The organism is Kandleria vitulina DSM 20405 (genome assembly GCF_000702065.1).
GTDB classification, from domain to species: domain Bacteria; phylum Bacillota_I; class Bacilli_A; order Erysipelotrichales; family Coprobacillaceae; genus Kandleria; species Kandleria vitulina.
In genome coordinates this window covers 1-16,321 of the sequence record NZ_JNKN01000035.1, presented here as the reverse complement: position 1 = coordinate 16,321, position 16,321 = coordinate 1, and the positions used below count along the sequence as shown (strand labels likewise).

The 16,321-nt window shown below is 34.9% G+C and carries 18 protein-coding genes and 1 other annotated feature; of the genes, 2 read left to right on the top strand and 16 right to left on the bottom strand.

Translation table 11 applies throughout. The annotated features are described in order from the left end of the window. The 15 genes from T513_RS0107905 to T513_RS0107835 all read right to left on the bottom strand — a co-directional run. On the bottom strand, positions 1-206 hold a 206-nt coding region (locus tag T513_RS0107905; RefSeq protein WP_031589696.1), incomplete at its 3' end, for a hypothetical protein. 117 nt (positions 207-323) lie between these two features. Next, entirely contained in the window at positions 324-773 is a 450-nt protein-coding gene (locus tag T513_RS0107900) for a hypothetical protein (protein ID WP_031589695.1), read from the bottom strand. Between the two features lie 156 nt (positions 774-929). Next, positions 930-3,320, bottom strand: coding sequence for a phenylalanine--tRNA ligase subunit beta (pheT, locus tag T513_RS0107895; protein WP_031589694.1), 2,391 nt, complete (start codon positions 3,318-3,320; stop codon positions 930-932). A 4-nt stretch (positions 3,321-3,324) separates the two neighbouring features. After that, entirely contained in the window at positions 3,325-4,359 is a 1,035-nt protein-coding gene (gene pheS / locus T513_RS0107890) for a phenylalanine--tRNA ligase subunit alpha (RefSeq protein WP_029072815.1), read from the bottom strand. A 35-nt stretch (positions 4,360-4,394) separates the two neighbouring features. Next, positions 4,395-4,592 (bottom strand) — a binding site (T-box leader). Positions 4,593-4,664: 72 nt separating this feature from the next. Beyond that, the gene (locus tag T513_RS0107885; protein WP_269082100.1) at positions 4,665-5,000 is read right to left on the bottom strand and encodes a diacylglycerol kinase family protein; all 336 of its coding nucleotides are present in this window, start codon (positions 4,998-5,000) and stop codon (positions 4,665-4,667) included. 14 nt (positions 5,001-5,014) lie between these two features. Beyond that, entirely contained in the window at positions 5,015-5,287 is a 273-nt protein-coding gene (locus T513_RS0107880) for an acylphosphatase (protein WP_031589693.1), read from the bottom strand. A gap of 1 nt (position 5,288) precedes the next feature. After that, positions 5,289-6,014, bottom strand: a complete 726-nt coding sequence (locus tag T513_RS0107875; protein WP_029070948.1) for a TrmH family RNA methyltransferase — start codon at positions 6,012-6,014, stop codon at positions 5,289-5,291. Then, entirely contained in the window at positions 6,011-6,667 is a 657-nt protein-coding gene (locus tag T513_RS0107870; RefSeq protein WP_031589692.1) for a M48 family metallopeptidase, read from the bottom strand. Before T513_RS0107870 ends, T513_RS0107875 begins: the two co-directional genes overlap by 4 nt. A 39-nt stretch (positions 6,668-6,706) precedes the next feature. After that, the gene (locus T513_RS0107865) at positions 6,707-7,417 is read right to left on the bottom strand and encodes a putative ABC transporter permease (RefSeq protein WP_031589691.1); all 711 of its coding nucleotides are present in this window, start codon (positions 7,415-7,417) and stop codon (positions 6,707-6,709) included. Between the two features lie 73 nt (positions 7,418-7,490). Continuing rightward, positions 7,491-7,787 (bottom strand): hypothetical protein, encoded by a 297-nt coding sequence (locus tag T513_RS0107860; RefSeq protein ID WP_029070945.1) that lies wholly within the window; start codon positions 7,785-7,787, stop codon positions 7,491-7,493. Positions 7,788-7,853: 66 nt separating this feature from the next. After that, positions 7,854-8,096, bottom strand: a complete 243-nt coding sequence (locus tag T513_RS0107855) for a hypothetical protein (RefSeq protein ID WP_031589690.1) — start codon at positions 8,094-8,096, stop codon at positions 7,854-7,856. Positions 8,097-8,139: 43 nt separating this feature from the next. Next, positions 8,140-9,456: an NCS2 family permease gene (locus tag T513_RS0107850; protein ID WP_029070943.1), complete on the bottom strand. Its 1,317-nt coding sequence runs from the start codon at positions 9,454-9,456 to the stop codon at positions 8,140-8,142. Positions 9,457-9,567: 111 nt separating this feature from the next. Further along, the gene (locus T513_RS0107845) at positions 9,568-11,268 is read right to left on the bottom strand and encodes a DUF885 family protein (protein ID WP_031589689.1); all 1,701 of its coding nucleotides are present in this window, start codon (positions 11,266-11,268) and stop codon (positions 9,568-9,570) included. Positions 11,269-11,311: 43 nt separating this feature from the next. Next, positions 11,312-11,983 carry a potassium channel family protein gene (locus T513_RS0107840; protein WP_029070941.1) on the bottom strand — a complete coding sequence of 224 codons (672 nt, stop codon included), beginning with the start codon at positions 11,981-11,983 and terminating at the stop codon, positions 11,312-11,314. 10 nt (positions 11,984-11,993) lie between these two features. Then, complete coding sequence (locus T513_RS0107835) at positions 11,994-13,400, bottom strand: TrkH family potassium uptake protein (RefSeq protein ID WP_031589688.1); 1,407 nt, start codon at positions 13,398-13,400, stop codon at positions 11,994-11,996. 115 nt (positions 13,401-13,515) lie between these two features. Here T513_RS0107835 and T513_RS11480 point away from each other — a divergent pair, with 115 nt between their 5' ends. Next, a complete protein-coding gene (locus T513_RS11480; protein WP_051551154.1) occupies positions 13,516-13,854 on the top strand; it encodes an Hpt domain-containing protein in 339 nt (112 codons plus the stop codon). Between the two features lie 103 nt (positions 13,855-13,957). Next, positions 13,958-15,505 (top strand): L-lactate permease, encoded by a 1,548-nt coding sequence (locus T513_RS0107825; RefSeq protein WP_029070939.1) that lies wholly within the window; start codon positions 13,958-13,960, stop codon positions 15,503-15,505. A 583-nt stretch (positions 15,506-16,088) separates the two neighbouring features. Here the strand turns inward: T513_RS0107825 and T513_RS11475 are convergent. Next, positions 16,089-16,321 (bottom strand): transposase (locus tag T513_RS11475; protein ID WP_035876921.1); only part of this gene is annotated, 233 nt, incomplete at its 5' end.

Below are 16,321 nucleotides of genomic sequence, written 5' to 3'. Positions count from 1 at the left end.
GAGTTTAACGCTTTGTAGTTAGGGCTGTTCTTTAAAAGAGTGTAATTCTTTTCGTATTTTAAAAACTCGCCCTCAGAAAAGTAATACTGTCTTACATTGTAAATGGCTTCATTGGCAAGATTCTTTGCTATATGGCACAGTTCTCTTATGGTTCTGTAATCTTCCTTTGAAAGACGCTTTACTTGTTGTTTTACGGTAAGATGCATACAGCTTTCTCCTTTCTAAAGACTCGGAAATAGGATTTCCTGTATGTATATTATATCATATATTTTACTGATATTTATCCCACGGTCTAAAGGCACGTGGGTTTTCTGTCGGGAACTTTATAAAACCAAGATAGCCTGAACAAAATGAAATCCCTGATACTTTATGACTATATCCTTATTCATTAATGAGATAAGAACACATATTCCATTAAGCACAATACCAATAAATAGTCCCATAAGCAGATTCTTTGCAGTATTGCCTTTTACATACGTTCCAATACTCTTAAATAAGGGTCTATTGTTTTTACGCATAAACCATAATAACCCCATGACCCATAGACCAATACTTGATAAATAGCTAGCACCCGTTTCAATCCATGCGGGCAATAATGATAAAACGACATCCACATTACTATAATCTGTTATTTTTAAGCCAAAGGCCACGTAACTTACTACAATCAAACTCACTATAATGACACCAATAATGCTTCCACAAATAATCTGAAATATTGTTCCTATGGTATATCCCATAAAACTATCTGTTACTTTCTTAAATAAAGTATTCATATTCCCCTTTTTCATCAATAATAAACGAGATGTGTGTTCAATAAAAATATATTACAATCTATGTCTTACTTAATACATAATTATATTCTATCAATGTTAATGTTTTCATTCAATTTTTTAATTTGTATTAAAAAAACTAAGGGTTTCCCCTTAGTTTTACTGTCTTAATTTTGCATGGAATGCTTTTTCTACTGCAGAAAGAACTTTATCCATTGCTTCATTGATTGCCTTTTCATCCAATGTACGTTCTTCATCCTGGAACATCATAGAAATAGCAACTGACTTCTTGCCTTCTTCTACATGTTCACCTTCATAGACATCAAAGATTGTTGTGGATTTAAGAATCTTAGATGCTCTAAAGATTGTTCTTTCAATTTCAGATGCTGGTACATCTTTATCTACCACTAAAGCAATATCACGATCAACTGATGGATACTGTGGCAATGATGTAAACTTGATCTTGCTTGAACGCATTGATAATATTGCAGTTAAGTTAAGTGTAACAACATAAGTATCATTGACTTCATACTTCTTCGCTTTAGCAGGATGAATCTGTCCTACTAAACCAACAATTGTTTTACCAACTTTAATGTAGGCACTTCTACCTGGATGATAATCTTTATTGTCAGCTTCTACTTTTTCTAAAGTATAACGACTTGGTTCAATGTTTAATGCCTTAAATAGTGTTTCAAGAATTCCTTTGACAACATAGAAATCAACAGGTGTCTTTTCACCTAACCAAGGTACATCTACATAATTACCGCTCATCGCAATAGCTAATTCAGAAATTTCTTTTTCCTGTGCTGAGTAAGTGTTGGCAATTTCGAAGATGTGTACATCTTTAATAGCATGATCATTATTATATTTGATAACTTCTAGAAGATGAGGAATAAGTGATTTTCTTGTGACACTTCTTTCTTCACCTAATGGCCACATTAATTTAACTTGATCATCAGCATTATGGAAAAGATTGAAATCATTTTCTTTAGATGGTGATGTCAATGTGTAAGTTAATATTTCATGTAAACCTAAATGAGCAAGCATATGTCTCATTAATTTTTCTTTAGACTGCTTATCTGTCAATAAGCCCTGTGTCATTGACATTTCTGGCAATGTAGAAGGAAGGTTATCATAACCATATAATCTTGCAACTTCTTCAATCAAGTCAGCATCCATTGTAATATCATTACGATATGATGGTACGACTACATCAAAGTTACCTTCATTTAATGTATAAGTGAAACATAGACGATCAAAGACGTTCTTGATTTCTTCTTCTGTAAATGAAGTACCCAATAATCCATTGACTCTTTCTACGCTTACTTCTACATGTTTTTCTTCTTCATTGTACTGTGTAGCAACAGTTTCATAGATGTCTTCTGCTTCAGCATACTGTTTTAATAAATCAGCACAGCGATCTAATACATGTAATGAATTCTTTGTATTGATAGCACCTTTAATGAAATGCTGAGAAGCATCTGTCAACAAGTTAAGACGTCTTGCGCTCTGACGAAGCTGTGGACCATCAAATGTTGCTGCTTCAATAACGATATTCTTTGTATTTTCATCAATCTTAGTTGAGTCAGAACCCATGATACCAGCGATGCATCCTACACCACCATCAGTTGATACGATAACATCTTCTGCTAATAATTCGTAGTCTTCTCCATCTAGCATCTTGTATTTACCAGTAAATCCAGTCTTTACAACAAATCCCTTGTTAGTTAATTTGTCATAATCATACATATGAATAGGCTGACCTGTTTCTACCATGACAAAGTTAGAGATATCAACAATGTTGTTGATTGGCTTAATACCACTTGATAATAAAGCATTCTTTAACCATGCTGGAGATTCTTTTGTAACAACACCTTTAACAAGCTTTGCCCCAAAGAATGTACATAGATCTGTTTCTACATCAACAGTGATATCGCTCTTCTTTTCTTCATATTTAGTAACTTCAGGTAAAGTAACTTTACGATCTAATACAGCCGCTACTTCATAGGCTAATGAAGTCATAGCCATACAGTCACTTCTATTTGGAGTTAAACCAATTTCTAAAATGAAATCATCTAATCCTAAATAAGATAATGCTTCTTCTCCAACTGGAGCATCTTCATCTAAGACATGAATTCCTGCTTTATCTTCATCACTTAATAATCGCTGATCCGCAATCAATTCTGCGATTGAACAGATCATTCCGTTTGATTCTTCTCCTCTGATCTTACCAGCAGAAATCTTTCCACCGTTAAGCTGACATCCTGGTAATGCCACAATGACCTTCTGTCCTGCCTTGACATTAGGTGCACCGCAGACAATCTGTGTAACTTCTCCAGGTGCAATTTCAACCTGGCAGATATGAAGATGATCACTATTTGGATGATCAATACATTCTTGTACATAACCAACAACAAGCTTTGTACCTACTGCTAGTTCATGATGTCCTTCTACTTCATGACCAATTCTCGTAATCTTTTCTGCTAATTCTAGAGGATTCTGGTCGTCAACTTTTACATAATTATTTAATACTTTTAAGCTTGCTTCCATTTTACTACCCCTTTCTTGCAAACTGATTCAAGAATCTTAAATCATCATTATAGAAATCTCTAATATTATCAATGCCATACTTTAACATGGCTACACGTTCAAGTCCGATCCCGAATGCAAATCCCTGATATTCTTTTGGATCAAATCCACACATTTCCAATACATGTGGGTTAACCATACCAGCACCAAGAATTTCAATCCATCCAGTACCTTTACACATAGCGCAACCTTTTCCACCACAGTTACCACATGAGATATCTACTTCTACACTTGGTTCAGTGAATGGGAAATAAGATGGTCTTAATCTAATTTCACGTTTTTCACCGAATGTTCTTTTCGCAAAGAATTCAAGTGTTCCTTTTAAATCTCCCATTGTGACATTCTTGTCAACAACAAGACCTTCACACTGAGCAAACTGATGTGAATGAGTAGCATCATCATCATCTCTACGATAAGTCTTACCAGGACAAATAATCTTGATTGGACCTTTTCCTTTAGCCTCTAATAAGACATGTGCCTGAACTGGTGAAGTATGTGTTCTCATTAATGTGTTTTCATCAATGTAGAATGTATCCTGCATATCTCTTGCAGGGTGTCCTTTAGGCAAGTTCATCAATTCGAAGTTATAATGATCAGTTTCAACTTCAGGACCTTCAGCGACTGTATAACCCATACCTAAGAATAATTCTTCGATATCTTCCTTTACCATAGTAATAGGATGAAGTGATCCTGTTGGAAGTTTTCTAGCAGGCAATGTTACATCGATATCTTCTCTTTTGATACGTGCATTCATTTCTGCTTCTTCAAGATTTTCTTTCATTGTTTCAATAGCTTTCGCAATTTCCTGCTTAGCTTTGTTTGAAACCTGTCCAAAAGACTTTCTTTCTTCAGGTGCCATATCCTTCATGGCTTTCATTGCTTTCTGAAGTGGACCTTTCTTTCCTAAGAATGCCACTCTTAATGCATTAAGTTCTTTAAGATCAGCAGCCTCATTGATTTTCTCAAGAGCTTCTTCTCTGATTTTTCTTAAATCATCCATTCAAGTTCCTCCTATAAAATAAAAAACTCATTCCTAATAGGAACGAGTTGCTCGCGGTACCATCCTAATTCATAGAATATTTCTATGCACTTAATTTCACTGTAACGTAGCGCATACGGCGGGGATTGGCCGCACTCTGAGGTGAATGCAATAGCTTCTGGCAAGAAGATTTCCAGCTTAACTCTTCCTCTCTGTTGCTTTTCACTATCTATGTTCCTCTTCATAGTGTTGTGAATATTATACCTAAAATGTTTTTTAGATACAAGTCATAATCATTAAAAAAAAGCAAGACCAGCTTGCTTTTCTTAAAGTATATAAGGTACAAAAATCATAAGACCAATGATTGCTGCAGCGATTGCGATAATCAGTACTGCTCCCGCAGCCGCATCCTTCGCAACCTTTGCGAGAGGATGAAATTCCGGTGAGACTAAATCCACAATAGCCTCAATGGCTGTATTGATAATTTCTAGTGATAGGACACCTGCAAAAAGCAGAATGCAGATAAGCCACTCGGTCTTGGTAATATGAAAGATGAATCCGCATATGATCACAAGGATCATAATAAGAATATGAATTTTCATATTGCGTTCACTTTTGAAGGTATTGTAAATACCTTCAAAGGCGTGAAAAAAGCTTTTCATTATCGACTGTTTCATTAATAGAATCTCACTTTAAATGATTTTTCATATTTTGATACGGGAATATCTTTTTCTTCAATGTTTTCAATGGAGATAAATGGTTCTTTTGAAAGACGTAATACAAACTGATTAACATCCATTGCCTCTCCTTGCACTTCTGCTTCAACACGACCATCAAACAAATTCTTACACCAGCCAGTCAATCCTAATGAAGCTGCGATTGTCTGACAGCGAAATCTAAAACCAACACCTTGTACGGTTCCACTAAAATAGTAATGTCTTCTAATCATTTTATTCACCTCTGAATTGGTACATGATGACTCCTGCCGCTACACCGACATTGAGTGATTCCATAGTATGAATTGGAATAAAAAGTCTTTCATCACAAAGATCCAGCATTTCCTGTTTCATGCCCTGTCCTTCATTGCCCATAATAAAGGCCATCTTTTCTCTTGATGATATTTCATTCATATCACGTGCATCTCTTAGACTGCTGCCGACCACAAAGATGCCTTTCTTTTTTAATTCAGGAATAATCACTGAAAGATCAGCTCTGATGATATCCATCATGAAGACAGCACCCTGAGTTGAACGTAGGGTTTTATCATTATAAAGATCACAGCTATCTTTTGACAAGATAACCTGATCAAATGAAAAAGCAAGCGCTGTTCTTATCATTGTGCCTACATTTCCTGGATCTTGTACTCCATCAAGAATAAGGAATCTTTTTCCTTCTTCATTTAAAATATTCTTTTTCTTGCGACACACTGCCATAAATGGCTGTGGTGTTTTTGTGAAAGAAAGTTTTTCCATGACATTCTCGCTCACATATTCTACTAATACATCACTCTTGTAGTTTGTATCAGTAGTAATGATAGTCTCTACGACACCAGCCTTTAAGGCTTCCTGGGTCATATGGCGACCATCCACAAGAAATAATCCCTGTGCGTCACGTTCTTTCTTTGTCTTTAGTTTCATCCAGTTCTTAACTGTCTTATTGGTAAGAGATGTAATCATACATGCGTCTCCTTTAATGCATTTTGTCTTATAAGATAATCTGGCATACGCATTGCTAATTCATGATAGAACCTTTTTGAATGATTGGCTTCTATAAAATGAGTAAGTTCATGCATTATGACATAATCTATAAGTTCTTTCTTAAGATGAATAAGCGATAAATTAAATGATACTTTATTCACCTTATAAAAACAGCTACCCCATCTTCCCTTATACTTCTTGATTTCTATTTTTACATGATTCTTTGAAAATAATGGTAAAGAGGCTTCTATCTTCTTACTAAGATATTGATAAAGCAGTTCTTTTGCAAATTGTTCAAATGCTCCCTCTACATTTCTAGAATAGACATAAAGCTTATCATCATGGATACGACATATCTTTTTACCTAGATCTCTAATGACAAGTTCATACTTTTTACCAAAAACATAGACATAGTGATCTTCTACTGAAAGATATGGTTTATAGCTCTCCATTGATTTTATCAGCTTTTCTTTATTCTTTTGAATCAATGAGTCTATTGTCTCTATAGCTGTATAATATGGAGCAGACACAATCAGTTGACCTGCTCTAACTTTTACAATAATAGAACGCATCTTTTTAAATGTAACTGTATAAGGATATTCTTTATTATTTAAGATAATACTCTGCTTCATATCTCTCATTATATAGAAAATACAAAAAAAAGAAAGCCACTAAGGCTTTCGATTTAATAAATTAGGGAAGGCTTCAAGCAGACGCTTATAAGTATGCCCATCAATTGTAGGCAAGCCTTCTTTTTTCTTTTCCATAAGTTCAAATAGCTTTTCTCTAGTAAAGCCACGTTCTTCTAGTTCTACTTGAAGCTTTTCTGCTTCAATACGTAATCTCTCTGTAACTTCTTCTATATGATCTCGAAGTTTTAACATTTCAATGCTTGTCATAGTGAAGTCTAGTATAAAGATTGTCACGAATACCGTAGAAAGAACAATCAGTGGAATCAGCTCAATGTTTGTTAATTCATCATAGATAAAACCATTACTGAACTTTACTGAAACAACTGAGAATAATCCAAATAGAAGGAAACCCGCAAGACAAATTCGACCATTAAGGTTAAATTTCATTCTAGAGTAGTCCCACCATCTACGGTGAAAAATCTTTTCCATAGCCCATGATGTAATATATTCAAGTAAGCATGCTACAACTGCTCCTTCAATAAAAATAGAATACCATTTTTCTGATGAAGAAAACAGCAAGAAAACAGTGATGGCACCTACTCCATAAATAGGCACATAAGGGCCCCTTAAGAATCCTGAATTATGAATTCTTTTTCCTGACAGTAATGGTAGAATCAATGATTCCCAAAGCCATCCACAAAAACTATATAAAATAAAAGCTATAATTAAAAAACAATTATCGCGATACATATCTTCTCTCCTTTGTTTATATAATATAGCTTTATTTTATTAATTCAAGAAAAAAGAATGCTTTCGCATTCTTTTATGACTCAATGGTATATTCTACATTGATATAATGTTCAGGATTACGTTTAGTAACAACTTTCACTTTTCTTGGTGTATGGTCACCGACGATCTTAGACAATTTACGATCCACCAATTCACAAACTTCTTCTGGCATCACGGCTTTACCATCAATAGTTTCTCTAATCCAATTATTTAAGAGTTCATAACTAAAGACGTGTCCAGTATTATAAAGTTTTACATAAATGTCCATTGCATATTTCTTTGATGTGTCATAACAATAGACAGAAGTTGAAAGTGTTAATTCGTTTTTCATAAAAAAGCCTCCTTCTATACTTTTATTATAAATCACAAGAATATAGATGAGGATGAAATTATCAGATTATGAAAAAGAAATTATATCATAATGAATCTCTTCATTATCATCGTTAACATTGTCCAAATAAAACGATGAAAAAGCAAGAAACTCATCAGCCTGAAATAATCTTACTTCCCCTTCTCCTTCAAAGAAGCGATATTGAACATGAAAACAGTTATCCATTTTCTCATAGTAGACCATCACTGCTCTCTTATCACATTCATGCAACAGCTTCTCAAAATATTGCATTAAGAATAAATAATCCATTTTTTCCTCCAAAGCAAAAGAAGTCCCGAAGGACTTCTTTTATTTATTTTGGTGCGTATGCAAAGTATACGATGAATAAGATTGAAAGTAACCAAACAATCCAAGAAACATCTTTTGCTTTTCCGCTTGCAATCATACCAGCAGCATAAACAATGAACCCAGCTGCGATACCGTTAGAAATTGAGTATCCTAAGATCATAATGATTACAGTTACAAATGTACTTGCAGCAATAACCATATCATCCCATTCAACACCTTTAAGCTGCTGAGCCATCATGATACCAACTACAACTAATGCTGGAGTAGTAACTGAAGAAGTGATGAATGATAATACTGGTGAGAAGAATGATGCTAATAAGAATAATACACCAGTAGTAACTGCAGTTAAACCTGTACGTCCACCAACACCTACACCTGAAGCTGATTCAACGAATGAAGTGATTGTAGAAGTACCCATAACTGAACCGAAAACTGTACCAATTGAGTCAGCTAATAATGCTTTTTCAACGTTTTCTAATTCACCATTTTCTTTCATAAGATTTGTTTTACCAGCAACCGCAACTAATGTACCAGCTGTATCAAAGAAATCCACGAATAATAATGAGAAGATAGCTGCCCAGCACTGTGGATGAGAGAATAACTCTTTCATACCATCAAAGCAAGCACCTACTAAACTAAAATCAAAGTTGATTGACATAACACCAGTGTAATGTGGCATTTCTTTAATACCTGCAAATCCCATAACTGTACCAATGACAGCAGTGATTACTAGACCAACAAAGACTGCAGCAGGAACTCTAAGAATAACTAAAACTAAAGTAATGATGATACCTAATAGTGCAAGAAGAACTTTAGGATCAGAGAATGTACCTAAACCTACAACTGTCGCAGGTGAAGCTACGATAATGCCAGCGTTTCTTAAACCAACAAAGGCAACGAAGAAACCAATACCAGCACCGATTGCTAATTTAAGCTGTACTGGAATAGCATTAATGATCATTTCACGAACTTTAGTCACAGTAATTAAAATGAAAATTAAACCAGAAACAAATACGCATGCAAGAGCACCTTTCCATGATAAGTGCATCTGTGCAACAATTGTGTAAGCGAACAATGCGTTTACACCCATACCTGCAGACAAAGCGACTGGATAATTTGCTAATAACCCCATGATAATACATGCAACACCTGATGCAATTGTAGTTGCTAAGAATACCCCATTCTTAGGCATGCCTGCATCACCAAGAATCTGTGGATTTAGACCTAAGATATAAGCCATTGCTAAGAATGTTGTTAAACCAGCAATAAGCTCAGTTCTTACAGTCGTTCCGTTTTCTTTTAACTTAAAGAACTTTTCCATATTTTTGTTTTCCTCCCCTAATCTTAATGAAAACACCATGATTATACATAATAGTTTTAACAATTTCAATCTTTTAAGAAAGAATAAAAAAAGTAACAGGTTACATTCCTGTTACTTTTTCATTGAATCAATTACTGTTGACTCTAACAATGCAATTGGTACATTCCCATTAGCCACCAATGCCTTATTGAAAGCCTTGTTGGTATACTTGTCACCCAATTTTGATTTCATGTTTTTCTGAATATCCTTAATATACATATAACCTAAATAATAAGGACACATCATAAATGGAGAATCAAGCATCTGATTATAAAGGGATGAAACTTCTGTAAATGAGAGGTTCATCTGGTAATCGCTCCATAATCTTTTGACATCAGTCTTGCTGTAGGAATCATTGTGAATACCAATCATGCTTAAGATAACCAATGCATATTGAAGATGCTGTTCTGCAAGAAGAATATCTTTTACATCACTATCAATATGAGGTGCATACTTATAGGCATAATCCTGAACGTATGTCGCATAGCCTTCAGCGTAGCCAAGATAGCTTACTGTATAAAGAATTTCTGGTCTCTTTAACATTCGAGCATAATTGAACTGATACATATGACCTGGGATACTTTCATGGGCAAGTGTAGAATAGGCATCCAATGAATCTTTGGATTGTGTACTGTTTTCATTTACACGAATAATATTTGTTTCCTTGCCATCCAATGTTGGATTGACATAATAAGCCAATGTCGAAGATGAAGCATTGGATTGATCCATCGCAGAGATTTCATAGTTGATATGATCAAGTTTTTCAAAGTCTTCCTGATAACGCTGCACTAGATCCTGAATAACACTTCTATATGTTCTTAATCCTGTAGAGTTAGAAGCAGTAATCTTATAATATAGTTCAGCATTTAAATGACTTTGAATATAATCGCTTGACTGTTTAGCTAATGCAATTGCTTTTTCTTTCATTTTAGATAGACTATCATCTACGCCAAGAATACTTTGAACACGTGCTTCAAAGTAGGATTTGCCATTCTTTAATTCTGATAATCCACTCGCATTTTTAGAAGTGTTCTTATACTTAAGCACCGCTTCTTTTACAAGCTTAAAGCCTGGATACAATGATTTCTCGTAAGCCTTCTTAACATCTTCACCATATTTTTCTTTCTTTTCATCTGATAATGAGAAAGAGAATGTTCTTTTATTAAAAGAAGAGACAAGCCAAGAAGAAGTCATAAGCTTATTTAATGATTGAAGATATTCAGAAGAAACGCGTGAACTCATAAAATAGCCTTCTTCACTTTGTTTCTTTAAATAAGCAACTGCCTGTTTACAATAATCAATCCCTGACTCAATAAGTTTTATATAATTCTTAATATCATTCTCATTATCAAAACGGAATTCAAGTAGTGAAGTGGCCATATTTTCAGTGAATGAATTATTTGGATCACAGATATTATCCATATATTCATATTCGTCCATCTTTACTTGATCTTCATATGTTCGATGAAGAATCTTGTAGTAAGTTTTATCTGAACCACTTAATGAATCTTTGTAGCTTTCTAATGTCTTTAATCTTTTTTTATAGTCAATGTTTTTATCATCAATATTACCAAAGCTGATTTTCTTCACTTTAATATCATATTTCTCTGGATGTATGAGACTGCTGTGCATTGTTAAATAATCATTTTCCATATCTTCTATAAAAATCTGACGAAGATATTGATGAAATGATACTTTCTTATTTTCTTGTGGCTGACTTGAACATCCTACAATAAGAAATACTGATATTAGTAGTAATAGAATCTTTTTCATAATATTCTCCTTTTTATGAAGAAAGCTATGGGATACCCATAGCTTAATTCTTTGTTAAATAATCCCACTGTTCAACTTCTTCTGTTTTTGCGACAACTAGGAAATGGTCACTTGGCTTAACAATATAGTCAGCGGTAAAGTCCATGTTCATTTTTTCATCTGCATCACAGCGTACACCGACGATGTTCATGCCATATTCCTGTCTTACATTTAAAGTCTTTAGATCCTTGCCAATCCAGCTGTTTGGTGTGTGGATTTCAACAATGGAATATTCTTCATCTAATTCTACAATATCTACAATACTTCTTCTTAGTAATGTCTTAGCGACTTTGTTTGCCATATCTTTTTCTACGTTGACAACAACATCAGCACCAACTTTTTCAAGAATGACTTTTTTACGTTTTGTTCTTGCTTTAACGATAATATTAGGAACGCCAAATTCCTTTAGAATCATTGTTGCTAAAACTGATTCTTCAAAATGCTTAGAAATAGATACGACTACAGTATCAAATTCATTGACACCTAATTCTAGCATCTGATCTTTATCTGTTACATCGGCAATAGCAGCTCTTGTAACATTATCTTTAATGCGATCTACACATTGTTCATTGTTATCAATTGCTAACACTTCTACTCCATAGTCTGATAATGTTTCAGCAAGAGTGGAACCAAAGACTCCCAATCCTAAAATCGCAACTTGTTTCTGTTTAGCCATAATTTCCTCCTTAGCCAACAATGACATCCTCATCAGGATATCTGATTTCCTTACTTACGTGTCCCTGTGATTTTCTAGCAAAGAGAATCATCAAGGAAATAGGTCCAATACGACCCATGTACATAAGTACAATAATAACCATCTTACCCACAACAGTTAATGTTGGAGTAACTGATGCACTTAAGCCTACTGTACCAAAGGCAGAGAACACTTCCATAAGAATATCTGCCAGTGCCTTATTGCCTTCTGAAATAGAAAGGATCATTGTTGCTACGATACATGCAGTAAGACCCAAAGCAAAGATTGAAAAGGCACGCAATACAATTCTTTTCTTTACACGACGATTGAAGACGATAACTTCTTCTTGTCCTTTATAGACAGTAATAAGCATCATAACAACAAGGGCAAACGTAACTGTTTTGATCCCCCCAGCAGTTGATGCTGGTGAACCACCAACAAACATCAGCATACACATAAGAATCTTTGTGACTGATCTAAGATGCAGCATGCTGACGGTCGCAAACCCTGCTGTACGTGTTGTCGTTGACTGGAAGAATGATGTACCGATCTTCCATGGCCAAGACATATTCCCAATGGTCTGCGGATTATTATATTCTAACAATAAAAACAGTATTGTTCCACCTGCTAGAAGCGTAAATGTCATTATAAAGACAATCTTTGTATGAAGAGTAAGTGAGTGAATATATCTTTTTAAAGAGAAAGTTGTCTTTTTATTCTTCTCTTTTTTAAAGCTATCAATAAGATCTCTCACTACAAGGAAACCAATACCACCCAGAATGATTTCTGCACATATAATAAAGTTCACTAGTGCGTTATTTTGATAACGAATCAATGAATCGCTGCCCAGAAGATCAAACCCGGCATTACAGAATCCACTTACCGCATGCCATATACCATAATAGATACCTTTTACAATACCAAATTCTGGCACAAAGACAATTGACAGCAATATGGCGGCAATGCCTTCTACAATGAATGTATAAGCAAAAATTGTTTTTAAGATAATAGGTAGCTTTCTAAAGCTTTCCTGATTCAATGCTTCAGTAAAGACCATCTTTGATTTTAGTGAGATCTGTCTTCTTGAAACATGAAGCACCAAATATAAAAAGGTAATAAATCCCAATCCACCAATCTGAATAAGGAACATAATGACAATCTGACCGAACAGATTATACGTATCAATAAGTGTAATAGGTGCTAAGCCAGTAACACACACCGCCGATACCGCAATAAAGAGGTTATCGATAATCGGGGCTACCGCACCCTTGTTTGCTATAGGAGAAGAAAGCAGAATAGCTCCAATAATGATGACAGCCAAGAAGCTAAGAGCAATCTTTTTTGTTGGTGTCATCGGCGTCTTTTTTCTTTCTCTATGCGCTAATGGATGTATAGTCATAATTATTACTCCTTCTTTTGTGAATTATACACTCTTGTAAGTAAAATTACTACCCTATCAATTTTCTTTTGTCAATAACAATATATTGATATAATGAATTCCGGGGGTGATTGATGTGAAAAAAAATGATCTTATCGCAATGGGAATTGACTATGATGATGCTATGAATAGGTTTATGAACAACGAAGAAATGTACATGACATTTCTTAATCGTTTTAAAGATGATCATTCTTACAAATTGATGAGAGAAGCCCTTGATCAAAATGATATCAGTGCTGCCTATGATGCAGCACATGATTTAAAAAGTATCACTGGCAATCTATCGATGAAGAAGCTATATTATCACGTATGCCTTCTCGTAGATGATTTAAAGAAAGATGACACCAGTCATATTAAGGAGCTTTTGCCTCCAATCATTGATGAATATACAACTGTAATTAACATGTTAAAGTGACTTTCTTGTGAAGGTCCTTTTCATTTTCTACTTTTTTTCAATTTGAGATAGACAATATCCTTTCATTGTTTTAAAATGACCACGTAGAAAGGGGAAACACAATATGAATATGTTTGTATTATTCGCTTTAGCATTACTTCCAATCATTTGGTTGATCATTGCAATGAGCGTATTAAAAATGCCTGGGTACAGAGCTTGTCTAATCGCATTAGTCGTTACAATTGCTCTTGCTATGGGTGTATGGCATATGAGTGCAATCAATGCAGCAACTGCTGCTTTAGAAGGTATCTGTAATGCACTTTGGCCCATTATCATTGTCATTCTTGCTGCTTTGTTTACTTACAACTTAACACTAGAAACTAAGGCAATGGATTCTATTAAAGCTATGTTAGCGAGCGTCTCTACAGATAAGAGAATTTTAATGTTATTGATCGCATTTGGATTCGGTAACTTCATGGAAGGTATGGCTGGTTTCGGTACAGCAGTTGCTATTCCTGCCGGTATCCTTGTAGGTTTAGGATTTGATCCTTTATTATCAGTTGTTACTTGCTTAATTATCAACTCTACTCCTACTGCTTTTGGTTCAGTTGGGGTTCCAACTAACACAATGGCAAACATCACTGGTTTACATGTTGTTGGTATTTCAGCAAAGGTTGCCTTAATTCAGGCAGTTGTTCAGTTCATCATTCCATTTATCGCTGTTATTGTTATCGGTAAAGGAACAAAAGCACTTAAGGGATTAATTCCTTGTATCTTAGTAGCTGATCTTTCATACATTATTCCACAGTATGCAGTTGCTCAGTTCATCGGTCCTGATTTAGCAAACATCATCGGTGCTATCGTATCGATGGTTGCTATTATCGTATTTGCAATGAAAGTTAAGACACCTGCAATTGAAGAATTCCAGGTTGAAACTTCTGGTGATGGTTTAAAAGGTTTAACTCTTGGTTCTGCTTTTAAAGCTTGGTCACCATTTATCTTTATTTTCTTGTTCTTATTATTCACATCTACATTGGTTCCTGCTATTCATGATCCACTAGCATCAATCAATAGTCCAATTCAGTTCTATACTGGTAAAAATCCAGCTACATTAACATTCTACTGGATCAACACTCCAGGTGTATTGATCTTACTTGCTGGTTTCATCGGTGGAGCTATTCAGGGTGCAAGCTTCGCTACAATGCTTAATGTATTAGGTAGAACAGTAAAATCAAATATCAAGACAATCTTGACTATTTGCTCAGTATTAGCTGTTGCTAAAATCATGGGTTATAGTGGTATGACTTCTTCTATCTCTGCTGCATTAGTTGCTATGACTGGTTCTATGTTCCCAATTATTTCACCATTAATTGGTACAATTGGTGGATTTGTTACTGGTTCTGGTACTTCTACTACTGCATTATTCGGTGCTGTACAGGTAGAAACTGCTAAACATATCGGTGCTAATCAATACTGGCTTGCTGCTGGTAACTTAATGGGTGCAGGTCTTGGTAAGATGATCTGTCCTCAGTCAATCGCTATCGGTACTGCTGCTGTAGGATTAAGCGGTGCTGAAAGCAAGATTATGTCTAAGGTTGTTATCTGGACAGTTGCATTTGCAGTAATCGGTGGAATCATCTGTATTGTATTCCCAATGATCGGTTTAGTTTAATATTTTAAAGAGAGGTTCGCCTCTCTTTTTTTATATCTTTATAAAAAAATGATGATTATCTTTATAAAAAAATGATGATCTTCCAAACTGTGGAAAATCATCATTTTATTGCTTTCAGTGAATTTCTAGTGCCTGCTCTTTTTTGATTTGTGAAAAAGCCGTAGGGATACAACAATATCTTCAGAAAAAAAGAGTGATGAATCTCCCTGACCAAAGTTTGATTCATCACCCATCATACGACAATATGATAATACGACAATATTCAAAAAAATCAATACATGCGATAAATTTAGAAAAGAATATCCTCATGTAGAAATCATTGAGCAGCTCCGCAAGAAGACAAATAGATTCTAGTATCATCGAAAACAGGAAAAAGCGTATAAAAAGGACTACTATCGATCCTTACCAATTTTTCTTATCACGCATTTCCCTTAATTAGTGATCACCTGCTACTTGAAATAGAGCAATAAATATCCTCCGGCATAGCCGGAGGTTTTTCAGTTTCGGGCATAGCCCTGCTCCTACTAGCACGGTACGTAAACCGTACTATTACTTCGTACGGCTCCGCCAACTGCCCGAGCATTTATCTTTTCGTTCTTTTATTTACTCTTTTCTTCTCTATTGTGTAGTCCTTGAACGGATCTTCAAAATCCATTGACAGCTGATCATATTCTCTATCTTCCTTCAATTGATTTTGAATATATTCAGCTATTTTCTTTGTATTCTTTCCAACGGTATCAACATAATATCCTCTCGCCCAAAAACTCCTGTTTCTATATTTGAATCTCGCATTTGCCCATCTTTCAAAAATAATTT

Excerpts from the sequence above, each read along its gene's own strand:
- T513_RS0107875 (WP_029070948.1), bottom strand. The coding sequence starts at position 6,014 with ATGATTACATCTCTTACCAATAAGACAGTTAAGAACTGGATGAAACTA.
- T513_RS0107840 (WP_029070941.1), bottom strand. The coding sequence starts at position 11,983 with ATGGCTAAACAGAAACAAGTTGCGATTTTAGGATTGGGAGTCTTTGGT.
- T513_RS0107825 (WP_029070939.1), top strand. The coding sequence starts at position 13,958 with ATGAATATGTTTGTATTATTCGCTTTAGCATTACTTCCAATCATTTGG.
- pheT (WP_031589694.1), bottom strand. The coding sequence starts at position 3,320 with ATGGAAGCAAGCTTAAAAGTATTAAATAATTATGTAAAAGTTGACGAC.
- T513_RS0107860 (WP_029070945.1), bottom strand. The coding sequence starts at position 7,787 with ATGAAAAACGAATTAACACTTTCAACTTCTGTCTATTGTTATGACACA.
- T513_RS0107870 (WP_031589692.1), bottom strand. The coding sequence starts at position 6,667 with ATGAAGCAGAGTATTATCTTAAATAATAAAGAATATCCTTATACAGTT.
- T513_RS0107845 (WP_031589689.1), bottom strand. The coding sequence starts at position 11,268 with ATGAAAAAGATTCTATTACTACTAATATCAGTATTTCTTATTGTAGGA.
- T513_RS0107850 (WP_029070943.1), bottom strand. The coding sequence starts at position 9,456 with ATGGAAAAGTTCTTTAAGTTAAAAGAAAACGGAACGACTGTAAGAACT.
- pheS (WP_029072815.1), bottom strand. The coding sequence starts at position 4,359 with ATGGATGATTTAAGAAAAATCAGAGAAGAAGCTCTTGAGAAAATCAAT.
- T513_RS0107865 (WP_031589691.1), bottom strand. The coding sequence starts at position 7,417 with ATGTATCGCGATAATTGTTTTTTAATTATAGCTTTTATTTTATATAGT.
- T513_RS0107885 (WP_269082100.1), bottom strand. The coding sequence starts at position 5,000 with ATGAAAAGCTTTTTTCACGCCTTTGAAGGTATTTACAATACCTTCAAA.
- T513_RS0107900 (WP_031589695.1), bottom strand. The coding sequence starts at position 773 with ATGAATACTTTATTTAAGAAAGTAACAGATAGTTTTATGGGATATACC.
- T513_RS0107880 (WP_031589693.1), bottom strand. The coding sequence starts at position 5,287 with ATGATTAGAAGACATTACTATTTTAGTGGAACCGTACAAGGTGTTGGT.
- T513_RS0107835 (WP_031589688.1), bottom strand. The coding sequence starts at position 13,400 with ATGACTATACATCCATTAGCGCATAGAGAAAGAAAAAAGACGCCGATG.
- T513_RS0107855 (WP_031589690.1), bottom strand. The coding sequence starts at position 8,096 with ATGGATTATTTATTCTTAATGCAATATTTTGAGAAGCTGTTGCATGAA.